General features: G+C 43.4%; 15 protein-coding genes. 8 read left to right on the forward strand and 7 right to left on the reverse strand.

From position 1 onward, the window contains the following. The first annotated feature begins 31 nt into the window (after nucleotides 1-31). Nucleotides 32-1714, forward strand: a complete 1683-nt coding sequence (gpmI, locus tag IWA51_RS09390) for a 2,3-bisphosphoglycerate-independent phosphoglycerate mutase (protein WP_198442213.1) — start codon at nucleotides 32-34, stop codon at nucleotides 1712-1714. A gap of 54 nt (nucleotides 1715-1768) precedes the next feature. Here gpmI and IWA51_RS09395 read toward each other — a convergent pair whose 3' ends face one another. The 5 genes from IWA51_RS09395 to IWA51_RS09415 all read right to left on the reverse strand — a co-directional run bounded on the left by IWA51_RS09395 (nucleotide 1769) and on the right by IWA51_RS09415 (nucleotide 8055). Further along, entirely contained in the window at nucleotides 1769-2089 is a 321-nt protein-coding gene (locus IWA51_RS09395; RefSeq protein WP_198442214.1) for a diguanylate cyclase, read from the reverse strand. Continuing rightward, nucleotides 2052-5144, reverse strand: a complete 3093-nt coding sequence (locus tag IWA51_RS09400) for a sensor domain-containing diguanylate cyclase (RefSeq protein ID WP_198442215.1) — start codon at nucleotides 5142-5144, stop codon at nucleotides 2052-2054. Before IWA51_RS09400 ends, IWA51_RS09395 begins: the two co-directional genes overlap by 38 nt. Before the next feature lie 26 nt (nucleotides 5145-5170). Then, nucleotides 5171-5968, reverse strand: a complete 798-nt coding sequence (locus IWA51_RS09405) for an ABC transporter ATP-binding protein (RefSeq protein ID WP_177527658.1) — start codon at nucleotides 5966-5968, stop codon at nucleotides 5171-5173. After that, the gene (locus IWA51_RS09410; RefSeq protein WP_198442216.1) at nucleotides 5961-6908 is read right to left on the reverse strand and encodes an ABC transporter permease; all 948 of its coding nucleotides are present in this window, start codon (nucleotides 6906-6908) and stop codon (nucleotides 5961-5963) included. Before IWA51_RS09410 ends, IWA51_RS09405 begins: the two co-directional genes overlap by 8 nt. A gap of 196 nt (nucleotides 6909-7104) precedes the next feature. Next, the gene (locus tag IWA51_RS09415) at nucleotides 7105-8055 is read right to left on the reverse strand and encodes an ABC transporter substrate-binding protein (RefSeq protein ID WP_177527660.1); all 951 of its coding nucleotides are present in this window, start codon (nucleotides 8053-8055) and stop codon (nucleotides 7105-7107) included. 136 nt (nucleotides 8056-8191) lie between these two features. Here IWA51_RS09415 and IWA51_RS09420 point away from each other — a divergent pair, with 136 nt between their 5' ends. From IWA51_RS09420 to rpmB, 5 genes are all read left to right on the forward strand, one after another. Then, the gene (locus IWA51_RS09420) at nucleotides 8192-8863 is read left to right on the forward strand and encodes a JAB domain-containing protein (RefSeq protein ID WP_198442217.1); all 672 of its coding nucleotides are present in this window, start codon (nucleotides 8192-8194) and stop codon (nucleotides 8861-8863) included. Nucleotides 8864-8934: 71 nt separating this feature from the next. Continuing rightward, on the forward strand, nucleotides 8935-10497 hold the full coding sequence (locus IWA51_RS09425) for a PEGA domain-containing protein (protein ID WP_198442218.1): 1563 nt from the start codon (nucleotides 8935-8937) through the stop codon (nucleotides 10495-10497). Between the two features lie 31 nt (nucleotides 10498-10528). Then, nucleotides 10529-11797 carry a S1C family serine protease gene (locus tag IWA51_RS09430; RefSeq protein ID WP_198442219.1) on the forward strand — a complete coding sequence of 423 codons (1269 nt, stop codon included), beginning with the start codon at nucleotides 10529-10531 and terminating at the stop codon, nucleotides 11795-11797. After that, nucleotides 11797-13794 (forward strand): excinuclease ABC subunit UvrB, encoded by a 1998-nt coding sequence (uvrB, locus tag IWA51_RS09435; RefSeq protein WP_329601805.1) that lies wholly within the window; start codon nucleotides 11797-11799, stop codon nucleotides 13792-13794. Before IWA51_RS09430 ends, uvrB begins: the two co-directional genes overlap by 1 nt. A gap of 106 nt (nucleotides 13795-13900) precedes the next feature. Continuing rightward, complete coding sequence (gene rpmB, locus IWA51_RS09440) at nucleotides 13901-14140, forward strand: 50S ribosomal protein L28 (RefSeq protein WP_177527665.1); 240 nt, start codon at nucleotides 13901-13903, stop codon at nucleotides 14138-14140. Between the two features lie 71 nt (nucleotides 14141-14211). Here rpmB and IWA51_RS09445 read toward each other — a convergent pair whose 3' ends face one another. Continuing rightward, nucleotides 14212-15099, reverse strand: coding sequence for an MBL fold metallo-hydrolase (locus IWA51_RS09445; protein WP_198442221.1), 888 nt, complete (start codon nucleotides 15097-15099; stop codon nucleotides 14212-14214). Between the two features lie 196 nt (nucleotides 15100-15295). Here IWA51_RS09445 and rpsU point away from each other — a divergent pair, with 196 nt between their 5' ends. Then, nucleotides 15296-15508: a 30S ribosomal protein S21 gene (rpsU, locus tag IWA51_RS09450; RefSeq protein ID WP_177527667.1), complete on the forward strand. Its 213-nt coding sequence runs from the start codon at nucleotides 15296-15298 to the stop codon at nucleotides 15506-15508. Beyond that, nucleotides 15486-16415, forward strand: coding sequence for a phosphodiester glycosidase family protein (locus IWA51_RS09455; RefSeq protein WP_198442222.1), 930 nt, complete (start codon nucleotides 15486-15488; stop codon nucleotides 16413-16415). The genes rpsU and IWA51_RS09455 overlap by 23 nt, the downstream gene beginning before the upstream one ends. A 98-nt stretch (nucleotides 16416-16513) precedes the next feature. Here the strand turns inward: IWA51_RS09455 and argC are convergent, their stop codons facing one another. Continuing rightward, nucleotides 16514-17605 carry an N-acetyl-gamma-glutamyl-phosphate reductase gene (argC, locus tag IWA51_RS09460; protein ID WP_177527669.1) on the reverse strand — a complete coding sequence of 364 codons (1092 nt, stop codon included), beginning with the start codon at nucleotides 17603-17605 and terminating at the stop codon, nucleotides 16514-16516. Between the last annotated feature and the right edge of the window lie 30 nt (nucleotides 17606-17635).

Consider the following 17635-nt stretch of genomic DNA (forward strand, 5'->3'; position numbering starts at 1 on the left):
CAGGTCAATATATTTTTATACAGGAGTTAATATGTCTGAAACAGTAAAACCCGACACAATGCACGCATTACAGAAGAACCCCAACTGGAAAGGCCGCCGCGGTCCTGTAGTTCTTGTTATCATGGACGGTGTAGGATACGGTAAATATGAAGAAGGAGATGCAGTAAAGGCATCTAGAATGAAATATCTGGACTGGCTCACAGCCAATGCACCACACACACGGCTTAAGGCACACGGAACAGCAGTAGGACTTCCTTCAGATGCAGACATGGGAAACAGCGAAGTAGGTCACAACGCAATGGGCTGCGGACGTGTTTTTGCCCAGGGTGCAAAGCTTGTTTCAAACGCAATCACTTCAGGTTCAATGTTCAAGGCAGATACCTGGAAAAAGCTTGTATCCAATGTAAATACAAAGAACACTACCCTTCACTTTATTGGTCTTGTTTCTGACGGTAACGTTCACTCACACATAGACCACCTCAAGGCAATGATTACAGAAGCAAACAAAGAAGGAGTAAAGTCTGTTCGCGTACATGCACTTCTTGACGGACGCGACGTTGACCCGACTTCTGCACTTACATACATCACACCGCTCGAAGAATTTCTTGCTTCTTTCAAAGACTGCGACTACAGAATTGCTTCAGGCGGAGGAAGAATGTACCTTACCATGGACAGATACAATGCTGACTGGAGCATGGTAGAAAGAGGATGGAAGGCACATGTTCTTGGCGAAGGAAGGGCGTTTGCATCTGCAACAGAAGCCATCGAAACATACCGCAAGGAAGTTCCCGGCATTCTTGATCAGGACATGCACGAATTCATTATTTCAAAAGACGGAAAGCCAGTCGGAACAATCAACGACGGTGACAGTGTAATTTACTTTAACTTCCGCGGAGACAGAGCTCTTGAAATGACAGCAGCTTTCGAAACTCCCGCAGATGCAGAATTCAGCCACTTTGACAGAAAGAGAGTTCCGGCAGTTGAATATGCAGGAATGATGGAATACGACGGAGACCTTCATATTCCGGCACAGTATCTTGTTTCACCGCCGTCAATTGACAGAACAATGGGTGAATACCTTACAAAGTCAGGTGTTTCTCTCATGGCAATTTCCGAGACACAGAAGTACGGTCACGTAACTTACTTCTTTAACGGAAACAAACTCGGCAAGTTCGACGAAAAGCTCGAAGACTACATCGAAATCAAGTCTGACGTAGTACCTTTTGAGCAGCGTCCGTGGATGAAATGTGCAGAAATCACAGACAAGGTAGTTGAAGCCATAAAGAGCGGAAAATACGACCACATAAGACTCAACTTCCCCAACGGAGACATGGTAGGACACACTGGTGTTTTCAATGCCGTTGTCTGTTCAATGGAAGGAATGGATCTTCAGCTTGGAAGAATCCGTGATGCAATCAAGGAAGCCGGCGGAATTATGTGTGTAACTGCAGACCACGGTAACAGTGACGATATGTTCGAGCACGCAAAAGACGGAAGCGTAAAGAAAAACGCAGACGGTGAACCAAAGGCAAAAACAAGCCACAGCCTTAACCCTGTTCCCGGAATCATTTATGATCCTGAATACAAGGGCGAATATGACAATACAAAACTTAACGAAGGTCTTGGAATCTCTTCATGGCCGGCAACAATTATGGAACTCATGGGCTTCGTACCGCCGACAGACTATGACAAGAGCATGATTAACCTTAAGTAATATAATCCATGAACAAAAGGGGCTGTCCAAACTTTTTGAACAGCCCCTTTTTTTTTAATATTCTTTCTTGAAATCTTCGTGGAATTTGTATTTGCTTCTGCCGTTTTTCTTACACCAGTAAAGGGCATCATCTGCACGGCTGAACATTTCGTTGAATGAAAATTCTTTTGCATTGACAAAGGCAACTCCGGCACTGCAGTGAAGATTCATCTCTTCAAGGGATTTATACAGTTTTACCATAACGCTTTCTATCTTTTCCCTCTTCTGCGCACCTTTAATAAACACCTGGAATTCATCACCGCCGTAGCGTCCTACAAGTCCGGTTTCATTAAACGTGTCAAAAAGAATATGTGCCGTTTTTTTTAAGAATTTCATCTCCCTTAAGGTGTCCAAATTTATCGTTTATGCTCTTAAAGTAGTCTATATCAAACAGAATGTAAACGCCTTCTCCTGAACGTCCGGCAAAATCCAGATAACCGTCAATGTGCTTTTCAAAAGATTTTCTGTTCAAAAGATGCGTCAGGGAATCTTTTTCTGCAACTTCCTTAAGAACAATTTCATTTTTTATGCGCTCATCTACATCCTTAAGGCAAAGAAGGGCATATACACTTCCAGAAAAATTATCCTTAAAGGTATGAATAACCAGTTTTACCCAGCGTTCGTTTCCCTCTATTATGCTTTTGTAGATAACGAAGCGTGTCTTTTTGTCGGTTTCACTTTCAATAAACTTGCGCAGACCTTCACCGGAATATTCTTTTTCTACTCCAATATAAGAATCTTCGCCTGCACATTCATTTCTTTTGTCAGAAAGATACTGAAGAAGATTGTCTACCTTTCCTTCAAATTCATTTTCCAATTTTTGCCAGAGACCACCAAGTTCCTGAATCCATCCGCATTCCATGTCAAGCTCGGCATAGGCAATTGAGTCCGAAAGACTTGCCATGTAAAAGTCCTTGATGCGCATATTTTCAAGATTTACAAGCCTTTCGTTATCTTCCTGAACAAGCTGCACAAACAAAGAACTCTTTTCATCTTCAGAAAGTCCAAGATGCCTGGCAGAAAGTTTGAACCAGCCGTAATCACCATGCTTGGTTTTGAGCATAAGTTCCATATCGTCAAAATTATCTTTTTTGTCTACGCCGATAAAAATTTTTCTGAAGTCACTGGCAAAATGGGGATGAACAATCTTTTTATTAATCCAGGACTCAGGAAAGTTTCCTTCGTGGATTTCTTCACCTGCAAGAAGGCTTCTCTGTGAATGAAAGTAAATCATTCCGCGGTTTTCATCGTAGTCAAAAGATTCGGCCATTACAGCCTTTTCTATAAATTCCGGCCGAACAAGATTGTTTATCATACCGTGGTAGCCTTGAAGACAAACCATTCCGTCGCTGTCTTCTATTCTGGCTCCTGTTCCGCGTACAAGAACATCTCCGAGTTCAGGGTGAATCCATGTGTACTGGAACTGAACAATACTTCCGTCATGGGCCATCCTGTCCAGCGACTCCAGAACATATGTGTAGTAACCGGAATTTATGCGCGAATACCAAAACTGATAATATTCTTCGGGAGAAAGATTTTTGTCTGACGCTCCCATAACATGGCGCATTGTTTCGTCGGCATACATTTCGTAAACCCCGGCTTTTTTGTCAATGCGCATTATCCAAAGTCCCACTTCTGTAGCCTTAAGAACTTCAAGCGGTTTGAAATTCAAAAAACGGTCAAAATTCTTTTTCTGGATGCCGCTGATTTTCTTCCGTAATTCCTTGTATTCAGAATTGTCACCGTTAAAAAAGAGTTTTTCGAAGTCTTTCTTTTCGCAGGGTTTTGAAAAGAGATATCCCTGGAATAAAAACGGGTTCAGTTCTTCGAGTACCTGAAGTTCCTTGTCATCTTCGACACCTTCGCAACATACACGAATCTGTGTTGAGTCTGCAAGGTCCATCATGTTTTTCAGAAGCAGGTAATTATATGTATTCGTATAAACTTTTGAAACAAAACTTTTGTCTATTTTAATTTCATCAACTGCAAGATTTTTCAAATAAGCAAGTGAAGAATAGCCTGTTCCAAAATCATCTACAGAAATTTCTATTCCCTCTTCTTTCCAGGCAGAAACAATTTCGTTAAAGTGTTCATAATCCTGAAGCTGCATTGATTCTGTAATTTCTATTGTAAGCGCACTTCCGGGAAGACCTGATGCATAAAGTTTATCAAGCACATCCCGTGTAATATGCGAATTTTTAAGCTGAACATAGGAAACGTTTACACTTATATGGAATTTGGGGCTGTTTTTCCTCCATACTGCGCACTGTTTAAGGGCAGTTTCCAGTACCCAAAGCCCGACAGGATAAATAAGACCGGAATTTTCCAGCATCGGAATAAAGCGGTCAGGCATCTGTCTTCCGACAGAGGGGGAATTGTATCTCAAAAGGGCTTCTGCACCGAACAAATCATAGACAGAAGATTTAATCTGCGGTTGGTAACAAAGGGAAAATCCCCTGAAGCCGTTTTTTACACTCTGGTTCAATTCATCAAGAAGAAGAGTGTCGGCGATTTTTTTCTTATAGTCTTCTTCAGAAAAGAACTGAAGCATTGCCTTTGAAACTTTTTTTGACTTGGAAAGAGCTTCTTCTGCATACTGGTAGGCATTTTCTGCTTCGCCTTTTTTGTTTTTGAATTCCGCAGAACCGCCCGAAATTGTACAGGTCAGTGAAAGAATTTTCTGGGCTTCGTCAAAAAAATTTTGGGTTTCCTCTTTTGTCGCATTTACTAGCCTTACTGCCAAACAGTCGCCGTCCATGCGGTAAACCCCGTACTTTCCCTGTGACAATTCATTAAGCGTTTCTGCAACATGCATAATTATTCTGTTACCGTAGTCCCAGCCGTACTTTATGTTTATCTTTCTTAAATCGTCAATTCCTACAAGAAGAAAATAACCCCTGATTCCGGAATTCTGTGCATTTTTCCCGTCTTCAAGAAGTTTGGTCTTGTTAAAAAGATTAGTCAGGGGATCCACCATCTGCTTGAGGACAACATCTGACACACGTCCAACCAGTACAAGAGGTTTTCCAGCTTCATCAAAACGGAGTTTTCCGCGGTTATTTACCCAGATTGGATTTTTATCTTTATCAAGTATCCTGTAGTTGATGTTATAAGTGTTTTTTTTATTCCACCGGCGCGAAACAGTAGATTCCTTAAGGAATTTAATATCCGGGGGATAGACAATGGAAAACCATTCATCAAGGGAACAATACTCTTTGCCATCTTTCAGCAGATTGTATTTTTCCCTTATGGCATTACCCGAAAACCAGAGACGATTTTTTCTTATCTCATAGACATACAGATAGTCATCGGTATTTTCACCGAAACAACGTATTGCATCAAGATACGCCTTTATCTGATATTCATAGTTAGAATCTTCTACTGTATTCATAGGCAATATTACATCCCCAATTTTATTCAGCTGAGCATCATTCTGTCAGAAACCGCATCTTCGTTTCCGCTGGCTGTCTGAAATTTCTGAAGAAGGTCAGAAACCTGAAGATTCTGTTTTTCTTCTCCACTGGCTTCGTACACAATTTTTCCGTCAAGCATCATAATAAGGCGGTTGCCATAGTGGATTGCATTTTTCATATTGTGGGTGACCATAAAGGTAGTAAGATGGTCGCGCTTTACAAAATGCTCGGTAAGTTCCAGAACTTTGTGTGCTGTTTTCGGGTCAAGGGCAGCTGTATGTTCGTCAAGCAGAAGAAGCCTAGGTTTCTGCAAAGTCGCCATAAGCAGTGTAAGAGCCTGTCGCTGACCTCCCGAAAGAAGTCCTACTTTTGCAGACATTCTGTTTTCAAGCCCTAGTTCCAGAAGTGAAAGCTGTTTTTTGTATTCTTCACGCTCGGCAGGTGTTATCCCCCAGCCAAGACCACGCTTTTTTCCGCGGCGGTATGCAAGTGCAAGATTTTCCTGAATTTCCATGGAAGCGCAGGTTCCCATCATCGGGTCCTGAAAAACGCGTCCCAGGTATTTTGCACGTACATATTCAGGCTGGGCAGTAATATCTTCACCGTCCAGAAGAATTGAACCTTCGTCACAAAAGTGAACGCCGGCAATAAGATTGAGCAGAGTTGACTTTCCCGCTCCGTTACCGCCGATAACAGTGACAAAATCGCCGTCATTCAGCGTAAGACTTATATCTCTGAGAGCCTTGCGCTCTGTTATTGTACCAGGATTAAAGGTTTTTGAAACATGTTCAACTTTAAGCATTTTTAACTCCTGTATTTTTTTTATGGTGCGACATCTTTTGTTTTATTACAGGAACAGAAAGTGCTACGGCTACAACAACAGCAGACAAAAGCTTAAGGTCCTGTGTTTTCATTCCAAGCTGAAGAACAATCGCGATAATAAGTCTGTAAATTATTGAACCGAAAACAACAGAAAGCAGGCTCCACCAGAAGCCGAATCTGCGGCCGAATATTACTTCACCGATAATTATTGAAGCAAGGCCAATAACAATTGTTCCGATTCCCATGCTTACGTCACCAAAGCGCTGCTGCTGCATAACAAGAGCGCCGCTCATGGCAACAAGACCGTTTGCTATCATAAGGGCCAGAATCTGCATTTTGTCTGTACTTATTCCCTGTGCGCGGCTCATATTGGGGTTATCTCCCGTTGCGCGGATTGCACTGCCGACTTCTGTTCCGAAGAACCAGTACATAATGGCAATAAGTGCAGCACTAAAAATAACTCCGGTAATCAGACTTGAAACTGATGTTGCCGTATCTTCAAAAATTTCTGACAGATTGAACAGATTGTTAAAGAAATTCATTATGGTAACATGCGCTCTTGACAAAGGCTGGTTAGGGCCTCCCATAATGTGAAGGTTTATTGAATAAAGTGCCAGCATCATAAGAATTCCAGCAAGAATTCCGGGAATTTTGAGTTTTGTGGTAAGAAGACCGGTAATGCATCCGGCAAGGGCTCCGGCTATTGTAGCTATAAGAACGGCAATAAGAGGGTTTATTCCGTTTACAATAAGAATTGCACAGGTACAGCCACCCAAAGCAAAGCTTCCGTCAACTGTCATGTCGGCAAAATCAAGAATTTTAAACGTAATGTAAACGCCTAAAGCCATAATTCCCCAGAGAACACCCTGGGCAACGGCACCAACCATAGCACCGGAAAATGCAACAAAAAAATCTGACATAATAGAAAGAATTATAGCAGAGAATTCGATGGAATGGAATTGTGAACCGCCGTTTTATGACGAAATTCTTTAAAAAAAAGACCGGAGTCAGGCATAATACCTTGTTTCCGGTCAAAAACAGCTGTCTGTAAAGAACGCCCGGTACAAGCACTTTCATACCGGACGGCGGCAAATGTTCCGTAAAAAAGCAGAAAACTTATTTAAGAAGATCTGAAGGAAGTTCAATTCCAAGAATCTTTACAGTGTCAGGATTGTATGTAAAGTCGCAGGTACTCAGATACTGTACAGGCATTTCTGCAGGCTTTTTTCCGTTCTTGAGAATATCTACAGCCATAGTTGCAGTCTGTTTTCCAAGTTCGTAGTAGTTGATTCCGTATGTGGCAAGTCCGCCTTTGTCCACCATTCCGCTTTCACCGCAGATTACAGGAATTTTTGCTTCGTTTGTAACAAGTGCTACTGTAGCCATGCAGCTTGCAATCATGTTGTCTGTAGGAGTATAAATTGCGTCTACCTTTCCGACAAGGCTCTGTACAACCTGCTGAACTTCATTTGTGTTTGAAACAGTTGCGTCTACATAGGAAAGTCCCACTTTGTCACATGCTTCCTTCGCAATGTCTATCTGGAACTTTGAATTCTCTTCGCTTGAGCAGTAAAGCATTCCGACTTTTTTTGCATTCGGGAAAATCTTTTTGAGAAGATCAATCTGAGCTGCAACCGGAGTAAGGTCAGAAGTACCGCTTACGTTTGTTCCGGGGAGTTTGTTGCTGTTTACAAGACCTGCACTTTCGGGGTCTGTAACGGCAGTAACAAGAATAGGAATGCGCTCTGTCTTGTTTGCTACAGCCTGTGCAGCCGGAGTTGCAATTGCAAGAATAAGATCGCTGCGTGTAGAAACAAGTTTGTCTGCGATAGTAACGCAGTTGGCCTGTTCGCCCTGGGCATTTTCGTAGTCAATCTTTATGTTCTTTCCGTCTTCATAACCGGCGGCCTTGAGTCCGTCAACAAAACCCTTATAAGAAGCGTCAAGGGCCGGGTGTTCAACAAGCTGAATAACACCGATTTTTGTTACTTTTGCTCCCGAAGAACAAGAGCATACAAGTGCCGTAACTGTAGCTGCAACGGCCAGAACTTTCAATACTTTCTTCATAAAAATCCATCCTGAAGTCTAGAATTAGCGGAAAATTTACATTCCGCAGAGTAAACAATATAATTAATTAAAAAAAATCTCAAGAATGTGTTGCCGATTTTTGCAAATTCTACTTTTCAAAGTCTATATATATAGTATGGACAATATAAATTTACAACTAGAAGAATTGAACGACAAGCCCGACATAAGGGAACTTACGCTCAGAAATGGAATTTACTATCCCAGTGATGAAGAACTCATTATGCTTATTCTGGGCCGGGGAACAAGGAAAAACCCCATTGAACTTTTGTCTCAGGAAGTCATAGACATGCTCAATGCCAGCAATGATGAAAACCTGATTCAAAATCTTGTTTCAATAGAAGGTGTCGGAACTTCGCGGGCCCTTGTTATAGCGGCTGCACTCGAACTTGGAAGGCGGCGCAACAGTTACCAGAAAAAAACGGTCAACAAACCCAGCGACATTGTTCCGTACGTCCAGCATTATTCGCTCAAACCTACGGAACATTTTGTTACGGCAACAGTAAACGGCGCCCACGAACTTATCAAAATAAGACTTATCTCTGTAGGAACAACAAACAGAACGCTTGTTCACCCCAGAGAAATTTTTGCAGGGGCAGTTTCGGAACACGCTTCGGGAATAATATGCTGCCACAACCACCCTTACGGAAAATGCAGTCCCAGCCACGCCGATGTTGAGTCAACAAAAGTTCTTCAGCAGGCGGCAGGAATCCTGGGAATAACATTTATGGACCATATCATAATCACAAAAAACGACTACTTCAGCTTTCTTGAACATGACATGCTTTGAAACAATGCAGTATTGGTGTTATAATTTATGCGTAAAAAAAACGGAATCCACAACTTTTTCCGGAGAGCACGATGAAATTAAAAAAAATACTGGTTCTGGCGGCGACACTTTTTTCACTGCAGTACAATTATGCTCAGGTTTCAGCATCACGTACACCGGTTTTTACAGGCTCGGACGATATTACCGCGGTAAAGCAAAAAAAAGCGTCCCTCAGTGTACACGTCAACACAAGCGGCGCTTCGGTTTACCTTGACGGAAGCTATAGAGGAACGGCACCTGTACGCATTACAGAAATCGAGCCGGGAAACCATACCTTAAGAATACAAAAGCCCCACTACGAAACCAGGACAATCAGCATAAATCTGCGTCCGGGACAAACACACGATATATACGCCGATCTTGAAAAAATTTCGGGTTTTCTTTACGTGCAGACATCCCCTTCAGGCGCAGACATTTACGTAGACGGCGGCCGTGTATTCAGTTCATCTTCGGCAATAGAACTGGACGAAGGCTTCCACAGAATTTCTGCCGAAAAATTCGGTTACAAAAAGGAAAATTCCACGATAACAATAATCCGCGGCATGACACGAACAGTTTCACTTACGCTGCAGAAGGCTGAATTCGAAATAACATCGGTTACCGCGTCAAAAAAGAAATTCAACCCGCGCAATGCAGGAGGACTAGGTTCAATAGACATAAATTTTTCTGTAACCGCGCCCGAAACAGGAACCCTCTATATTACAGACGAAAGCGGCAGTATTTTAAGTTCCAGCGAATATACGTTTACAACCTGGAACGGAACATACTCATGGGACGGGACAGACAAAGACGGTTACATTGCCCCGGACGGAACCTACAAAGCCGTACTCTGTGCAGGCAAAAAAGAAGTGGTGGCTTCATTCAGCATAGATTCGTCAATAACCTACCCTCAGCTTTCAATCACTTCTTTCGGAAGCGGAATTGCAGGTCTTCCTGTTCCAAAAAACAATCCTTCAGGTTCGTTTACAATGGAATTCGGTGCCGGTGTCTGTTTTGCCCCGTTAAGTGAAAAAACTTTTGCCGGCGCACCGTACAAAATATCGCTTGCATTTACTGCCGCGGACTTTCTGGAACTTTCAGGAAACTTCACAGGATTTTTCGCAGGTTCAGACAGGTTCAGTGCATCAGGAGCCGCAAAATTCGCGTGGAGCAGTCTGGTAACAGACAAAACTTCCCTTAAGTACGGAATTTCTGCAGCATTCGAAAGTACAGCAAAATTCTTTCCCGAAGAAAAATGCCCTGATGACGGCAGCGGAATTTCTTTCTGCGGAATGATGGGAACAGAATCTGACGGAACGTTCGCCGGTCTTTCCTCGCAGTACACATTCTATACCGGAACAGAAGAATTTGCGCATCTTTGGAAAAACGGAATAACAGTCCTCAAAACAACGGACTTTTTTTCTGCGGGTGCATATGCCGCAATAACCTCTTTTCCAAAAGAAAATGTCTGGTTTGACCATGCAGACGCCGGAATTCAGGCCTGCATATATCTCGGAAGCACAAGGGCTTATCTTATACTGCAGACCGGCTGCACATTGTTTCCCGAAGGCGGGATTTATTTAAACGCAAATGCCGCGGTGTCACTCACATTTTGACACTCAGGCGCATTGACGCTATATTGGTATTATGAAACTTTATTCAAAAAGACAGCTTTTGGTACGCACGGCAGCCGCAGGAATTACCGCAGCCGCAATTTCGGCACTGATATGTGCTGCAGTAATAAAAAATTCACACGGAACAGAAAACCCGCAGCAGACAGAAACAGCACAGAGCAGCGGTTCCGTTACAGAGACACAGGAAGCTGTTCCGCAGAAAAAAGAAGCAGAACTCCAGACGAATTCCCCGGTGCTTCAGGTAATAAACAATTCGTCGGACTACACTCAGGACGAGATACAGAATATTTCGGTATACGAAAAATGCAACGAAGCGGTTGTAAACATCACGACAAAAGTCATGGACTACAACTGGTTCTACGAGCCTGAACTCAAAGACAGCGGTTCGGGGTCGGGGTCAATCATTGACAAAAGGGGTTACGTCGTAACAAACGTTCATGTCGTTAAAAACGCAACCCTTATCACAATTTCCCTTGCCGACGGAACTTCATACGAAGGAAAAGTCGTTGGTCTTGACGAAAGCAGCGACATTGCGGTCCTTAAATTCGATCCGCCGCAGAATGTGGAACTCAAAACAATTTCGTTCGGAGACTCAGAAAACCTTCGTGTAGGCCAGAATGTAATTGCAATAGGAAACCCGTTTGCACTTGAACGCACAATGACAACAGGTATCATTTCCGGACTGGGCCGCCCTATCCAGTCTGCAAAAAACGTAATTATCCGCAACATGATACAGACAGACGCTGCAATTAACCCCGGAAACTCAGGCGGTCCTCTTCTGGACAGCAAGGGGCGCATGATAGGCATAAACACAATGATTTATTCCACAAGCGGCTCTTCGAGCGGAGTCGGTTTTGCAATTCCGGCAAGTACAGCCAGACGCGTTGTAAGTGATTTGCTGACTTACGGAAGGGTAAACCGCGGAGAAATGAAGCTTTCGCTTATACAGAACACACCAAGAATAGCTTCTTTTGCAGGATACAAAATCTCTTCCGGAATGATAATCAACAGTGTGGAAAAGAACAGTCTTGCAGAAAAAGCAGGTCTTCAAGGCGGAACAATGGCAGTCCAGTACGGAACCTACAATCCGCAGATAATATACCTGGGCGGAGACATCATTACCGAAATTGACGGCATAAGCATTTCAAAACTGGCCGACTACTACAGCGCACTCGAAGACAAGGTTCCGGGAGACAAAGTTACTGTTACCGTTTACAGAAAGGGGCGCTACGAAAAAATAACGGTTACACTGGAGTCACCCAAAAACTCATCGGAGGCATGATGAGAAAATTCAAAGTCTGTTCACCGTATGAACCTGCAGGAGACCAGCCACAGGCAATCCAAAAACTTGCGGAAGGTTTTCTGCGCGGAGACAAATTCCAGACACTCAAGGGCGTAACGGGAAGTGGCAAAACGTTTACCATGGCAAAAATAATAGAAGCCGTACAAAGACCCACGCTTATCATAAGCCACAATAAAACCCTTTCGGCCCAGCTCTACCGCGAATTCAAAACATTTTTCCCCGACAACGCCGTCGAATACTTTGTAAGCTACTACGACTATTACCAGCCCGAAGCCTATGTTCCGGCGCGTGACCTCTATATAGAAAAAGACGCCGACGTCAATGCAGAAATAGACAAACTGCGTCTTGCGGCAACATACAGCCTCATGGAACGCCGTGACGTAATAATTGTTGCCACCGTAAGCTGCATATACGGACTTGGTATGCCTGAACTCTACAAGGAAATGCGCACGGGAATAGAAGTAGGCCAGACACTTGACCCGCACACGCTTGCAGAAAAACTCATTGCAGTCCAATACACACGCAACGACATGGTACTTGAACGCGGACGATTCAGAATAAAGGGAGATACGATAGAAGTTTTCCCTCCCTACATGGAAACAGACCAGGCTTACAGAATAGAACTTGACTTTGAAGAAGTGTCTGCAATAAAACGCTTTGACACCATTACCGGCGAAACAATAGAAAACCTTGACGAACTGTGGCTCTACCCTGCAAAACACTTTGTCGTTCCGCAGGACATGCTCAACACCGCCACGCAGAAAATCGAAGCCGAACTCAACGAACGCCTGGAAGAACTGCGCGGCCAGGGAAAAATACTTGAAGCAGAGCGCCTTAAAACAAGAACAACATACGATATAGAAATGATGCGCGAAATGGGCTACTGTTCCGGAATAGAAAATTATTCGGCACCCATTGCAGGCAGAAAACACGGTGCCCCTCCGGCAACACTGCTCCACTATTTTCCCGACGACTTTCTGTGCATGATAGATGAAGCCCACGTAACGGTTCCGCAGATTGGCGCCATGTACGAAGGAGACCGCAGCCGCAAGCAGAATCTCATAGACTTCGGCTTCAGACTGCCGAGTGCGCTTGACAACAGACCGCTTAAGGCAGAAGAATTTGCAGCAAAACTGGGGCAGGTTATTTACGTAACGGCAACACCGCGCAAAGAAGAAATACAAAAGTCCACTCAAGTTGTTGAACAGCTTATCCGCCCTACAGGACTTCTGGATCCGCTTATCGAAGTGCGCCCGAGCGAAGGCCAGATGCAGGACATCTACAACGAAATCCAGGAAAGAATCAAAAAACACGAACGTTCGCTGGTTCTTACACTTACAAAAAAAATGGCAGAAGACCTTACGGACTATCTTACCGGACTTAACTTAAAGGTAAAATACATTCACTCAGAAATAGACACCTTTGAGCGTGTGGAAATCCTCAAAAGCCTGCGTTCAGGGGAAACTGATGTTTTGATAGGAATAAATCTGCTCAGGGAAGGAATAGATCTGCCCGAAGTCTCTTTCATTGCAATTCTTGACGCAGACAAAATCGGTTTTTTGAGAAGCACAACTTCGCTTATCCAGATTATAGGCCGCGCTGCAAGAAATGCACAGGGAACAGTCGTAATGTATGCAGACCGGATGAGCGATGCCATGAAGGAAGCCATAGAAGAAACTTCCCGTCGCAGAAAAATCCAGGAAGAATACAATAAAGAACACGGAATAACGCCAAAAACAATTACAAAAGCCGTAGAAGATATTCTTGTCCATGAAAAAACAGATGCAGAAGAAAATGCAAAAACAGAACTTGAAATCCTCAAGAAAACATCAAATCTCTTTGTACCTGCCCAGCGCAAAAAACTGATTGAAGCCCTTAAAAAGCAGATGTCAGAATGTGCAGACCACCTGGACTACGAACAGGCCGCCGTTATAAGAGACCAGATTCTTGAAATAGAAAAAACTTACGGTAAATAACAGCGGGAATAACCCCATACGGGGTAAACTGATTGACAAGAACGTATTTTTCATGTATATTATCAAAACTTATTGTATTTGATTTTTTTTTAGGTAGGTAAGAGATATGTCAAGAACATGCGATATTTGCGGAAAAGGCACAATGCACGGTAACAAGGTCAGCAAATCATACAATCACACACGCCGCACTTGGAAGCCAAATCTTCTTAAGATCAAGACAGAGATTTTCGGAACAACCAGAACTCTCAAGATCTGCACACAGTGTCTTCGCAGCGGATTTATTACAAAGAAAATCAACGTTGTTCCAGCCAATGCCGGAGCACCTGCTAAAGAAGAGAACAAATAATCTTTTCTAAAAGATTTTCAAACCCGTCCCGTTAAAAGGACGGGATTTTTTTTGCTGTTCAACAGACTGCCTTAAAAAGAAAGTTCCAGCCCGTCAAAAGCAGGCCCTACCCTTCCGCCGTCAGAAACAGACTTCTTTAATGCAGGAAAATTATCCAGAACAGAATCAACATATTTTTTAATATCTGTATGGGACATATTGTGCGTAATGTGTGTAAGCCAGGTATTTTCTGCACCAATCCTTTCGGCCGCTTCAAGAGCCTGTTCAAATGAAAAGTGCGTGGAATGCGGTTCCACCCGAAGTCCGTCTATAATAACATGAACCAGCTGCCCGGCCTGTTCACCTATAATTCTGAAAGTTTCTTCGGGAATAAAATTGCAGTCGGTAAGATAGGCCGCACTTTTTCTGCAGCCGTCTTTTTCTTCGGTAAGAAGATACCCGCTTACTTCAAGGTTTCCGTGCATTATGGGAAGCGGAATAATCCTGAGATTTCCGACATAAAGCGGTTCACTTTTGCCCGAAAATGACTTCATGCAAAGCTTGGGTTTTCCGCCGCCTTCAACCACCGGATTAAAAACATAGTCAAAGCGGTTTTCTATATCATTTACAGTCTGACTGTTTGCATAAATCGGAAGTCCTTCACCAAAAGTTTCGCACTCCCCGTTGAATGAAGGATCAACAGATTTTGTATGGCTAAAAACGCGCAGATCGTCTATTCCGTGCAGATGGTCGGCATGGCTGTGCGTTAAAAGTACGGCGTCAAGTCTTTTTATACCGCACCTCAATGCCTGTATTCTGAATTCAGGGCCTGTATCTATAACAACAGATGCCGGTTCAGAAACATACAGGCTGCACCTTAATCTTTTGTCACGTACATCATCAGAACGGCAGACCGCACAGTCGCATCCTATTACGGGAATTCCGTGGCTGGTCCCCGTTCCCATTAAAATCATTTTCATTCCGCAAGTCTAAACCTTTAAAGACATTTAGTCACTACACGGCCTCTTCTGTTTCCTTTACAGGATTGACATAAACAACGGCATGCAGAATTTTACAACTGCTTGAATTTGACTGTATATATTGACAAAGGACGGAATTTTCTGCATAATATAAATCCCTGTGGAACTTCCGCCGGTGAGGATGGTGAATAAAGATATGGCAACAATCAGTGTTGACGACAATGAGAACCTCGAGAAGGCAATCAAACGCTTCAAGAGAATGGTTGAAAAGGAAGGCATTATCCGCGAATACAAAAAGCGCGAATATTACGAAAAGCCCTCTACAATCCTTAACCGCAAGAACAAGTCATTGCAGCGCAAGTTGATGAAAAAAAATCACAGACCGCATGAGTCAAAGTCAGCTTATTAATAGCAGGACTTGCGGAACAACCCTCGGAGATTTCCGGGGGTTCTTTTTTTTAAGAAAAGCCGCATCTGTCCTCACTTCTGTTTTTTTATTATTCTCAGTTATTTCGTGTACAACCCTTCCGCAAAAAGAAGTTCCCGTACAAAAAGAAACACTTCTTTCCTGCAGCAGCATTTCATGGACAAAAGTCAAATCGCAGGGACAGATAGAATATGCCCTTCTCTATGACAAAAGCATTCCGGTAAGGGTTCACGTCGTAAAAGTCAATCTGCTTTCGGGAGTGCAGCCTGTAACTTATCCTTCTGGCAGTGAACAGAAAGATTCCAAGCTTAAGGCACTCACCACGCAGGAGTTTGCAAAAAATACAAATGCCGCAATTGCAGTAAACGCCTCACCGTTCGGCTGTTCCAGAAACCCTCTCTCTCGTATTTTCAAGGGAAAGCGTACAATTACCGGGCTTCACTTTGCAGACGGAACAATGTTTTCGCCACCTGTAGAAAAATACTGCGCACTTGTAATAAAACAGCACAAAGACGACGGCACAAAATTTTCTGCACAGATAGAAGAATCGCAGTCAGTTCCTGAAACACAGGACACATACATTGCCCTGGGCGGATTTTTTCAGATACTCAGGGATTCAGAAATAATTGAATACAGAAGAGATATAAAAGACGCAAGAACAGCCGCCGGAATAACAACGGATGGAACGGTACTTTATCTTATGACAGTGGAAAAAAATTCAAAAAGCACCGGCCTTTCCTACCCTGCCTGCGCACTGCTGTTCAAAAACCTTGGCTGTACAAATGCCATGCAGTTTGACGGAGGCAGTTCCGCGCAGATGGTTGTAGAAGGAAAGACCGTAACAAAAATGTATTCAATCCCCCAAGCCAACCATCTGGGATTCAAATAAGTTTCAACGATTTTCTCCAAAAGCCGTTAAAATATCATATCTATACGGAATCAAAGACTCCGGCGTTTCAATGAGTCTCCGAAGGATAATCATTGAAACTAAAAGGCCGGCGGAACAAAGTCTATTGCTTCTGTTTCCCCAAAGCCGTACATAAGATTCATATTCTGAACGGCCTGACCGGCAGCTCCCTTAATCATATTGTCCAGACAGCTTACGACTTCAAGCATTTTTCCACCGTTAACAACATAAACCTGTATGTCACAGAAATTGCTGTAGCGCACAACACGTGTCGTGGCATTCACACCGGCGTCAAGCACGCGTACAAAAGGCTCGTTTTCATAAGTTTTTCTGTAAATGTCACGCACAACTTCATCCGGAGTACAGCCGCGTTTTTCGGCTTCGGCAGCAATTGTTCCGGCTGCGCTTTGGGTAAGCGGGGCATAAATTGTAGAAAGAATGCCGCGGTTCTGCGGAATAAGATGCGGTGTAAAAATTACATTTGCCTTTGTTCCGGCAAGAATAGAAAGATTGCGCTCTATCTCGCTCTGGTGGCGGTGGTTTCCTACCTTATATGCACTGAAGCTTTCACCACACTCGCAGAACTGGTTTGTCATGGAAGGATTTCTTCCAGCACCGGTAACACCGCTTTTGCTGTCTGCAATAATTGTATTTACATCAACCAGAGAATTCTTCAGTGCAGGAAGCAGTCCAAGTGTAACGCTTGTAACATAGCAGCCCGGGTTTCCGATAATTCTTGCAGAACGTATGCTTTCCCTGTTCATTTCCGGAGAACCATAAACACATTCCTGATGAACTTCGGGGAAGTCCCATGTTTTTTTATACCATTTTGTAAAGGTAGCCTCGTCGGTTCCGTAGCGGAAGTCTGCACTGAGGTCTATAAGTTTTTTTCCGTTTTTGACGCAGTAGTCAGCGTACTGTTCTGCAATTCCGTGGGGAAGAGCCGTAAAAAGAATGTCTGCTTTTTCTTTTATTTCATCTGCACTCAGAAGAACACGGCCGCACTTGTCGCCAAGCATTCCCTTAAGATTGGGATAAACGTCATCGATATTCTGTCCTTCAAAAGATACAGAACTGCAGTAAATGTATTTTACATGCGGGTGTCTCAGCAGAATCCGCAGAAGTTCCACACCGGCATATCCTGTAGCGCCAATAATTCCGACTGTTACCATTTTTTTCCTCCAAAACTACCCGATGGGCAG

Source organism: Treponema peruense (assembly GCF_016117655.1).
Classification (GTDB): domain Bacteria; phylum Spirochaetota; class Spirochaetia; order Treponematales; family Treponemataceae; genus Treponema_D; species Treponema_D peruense.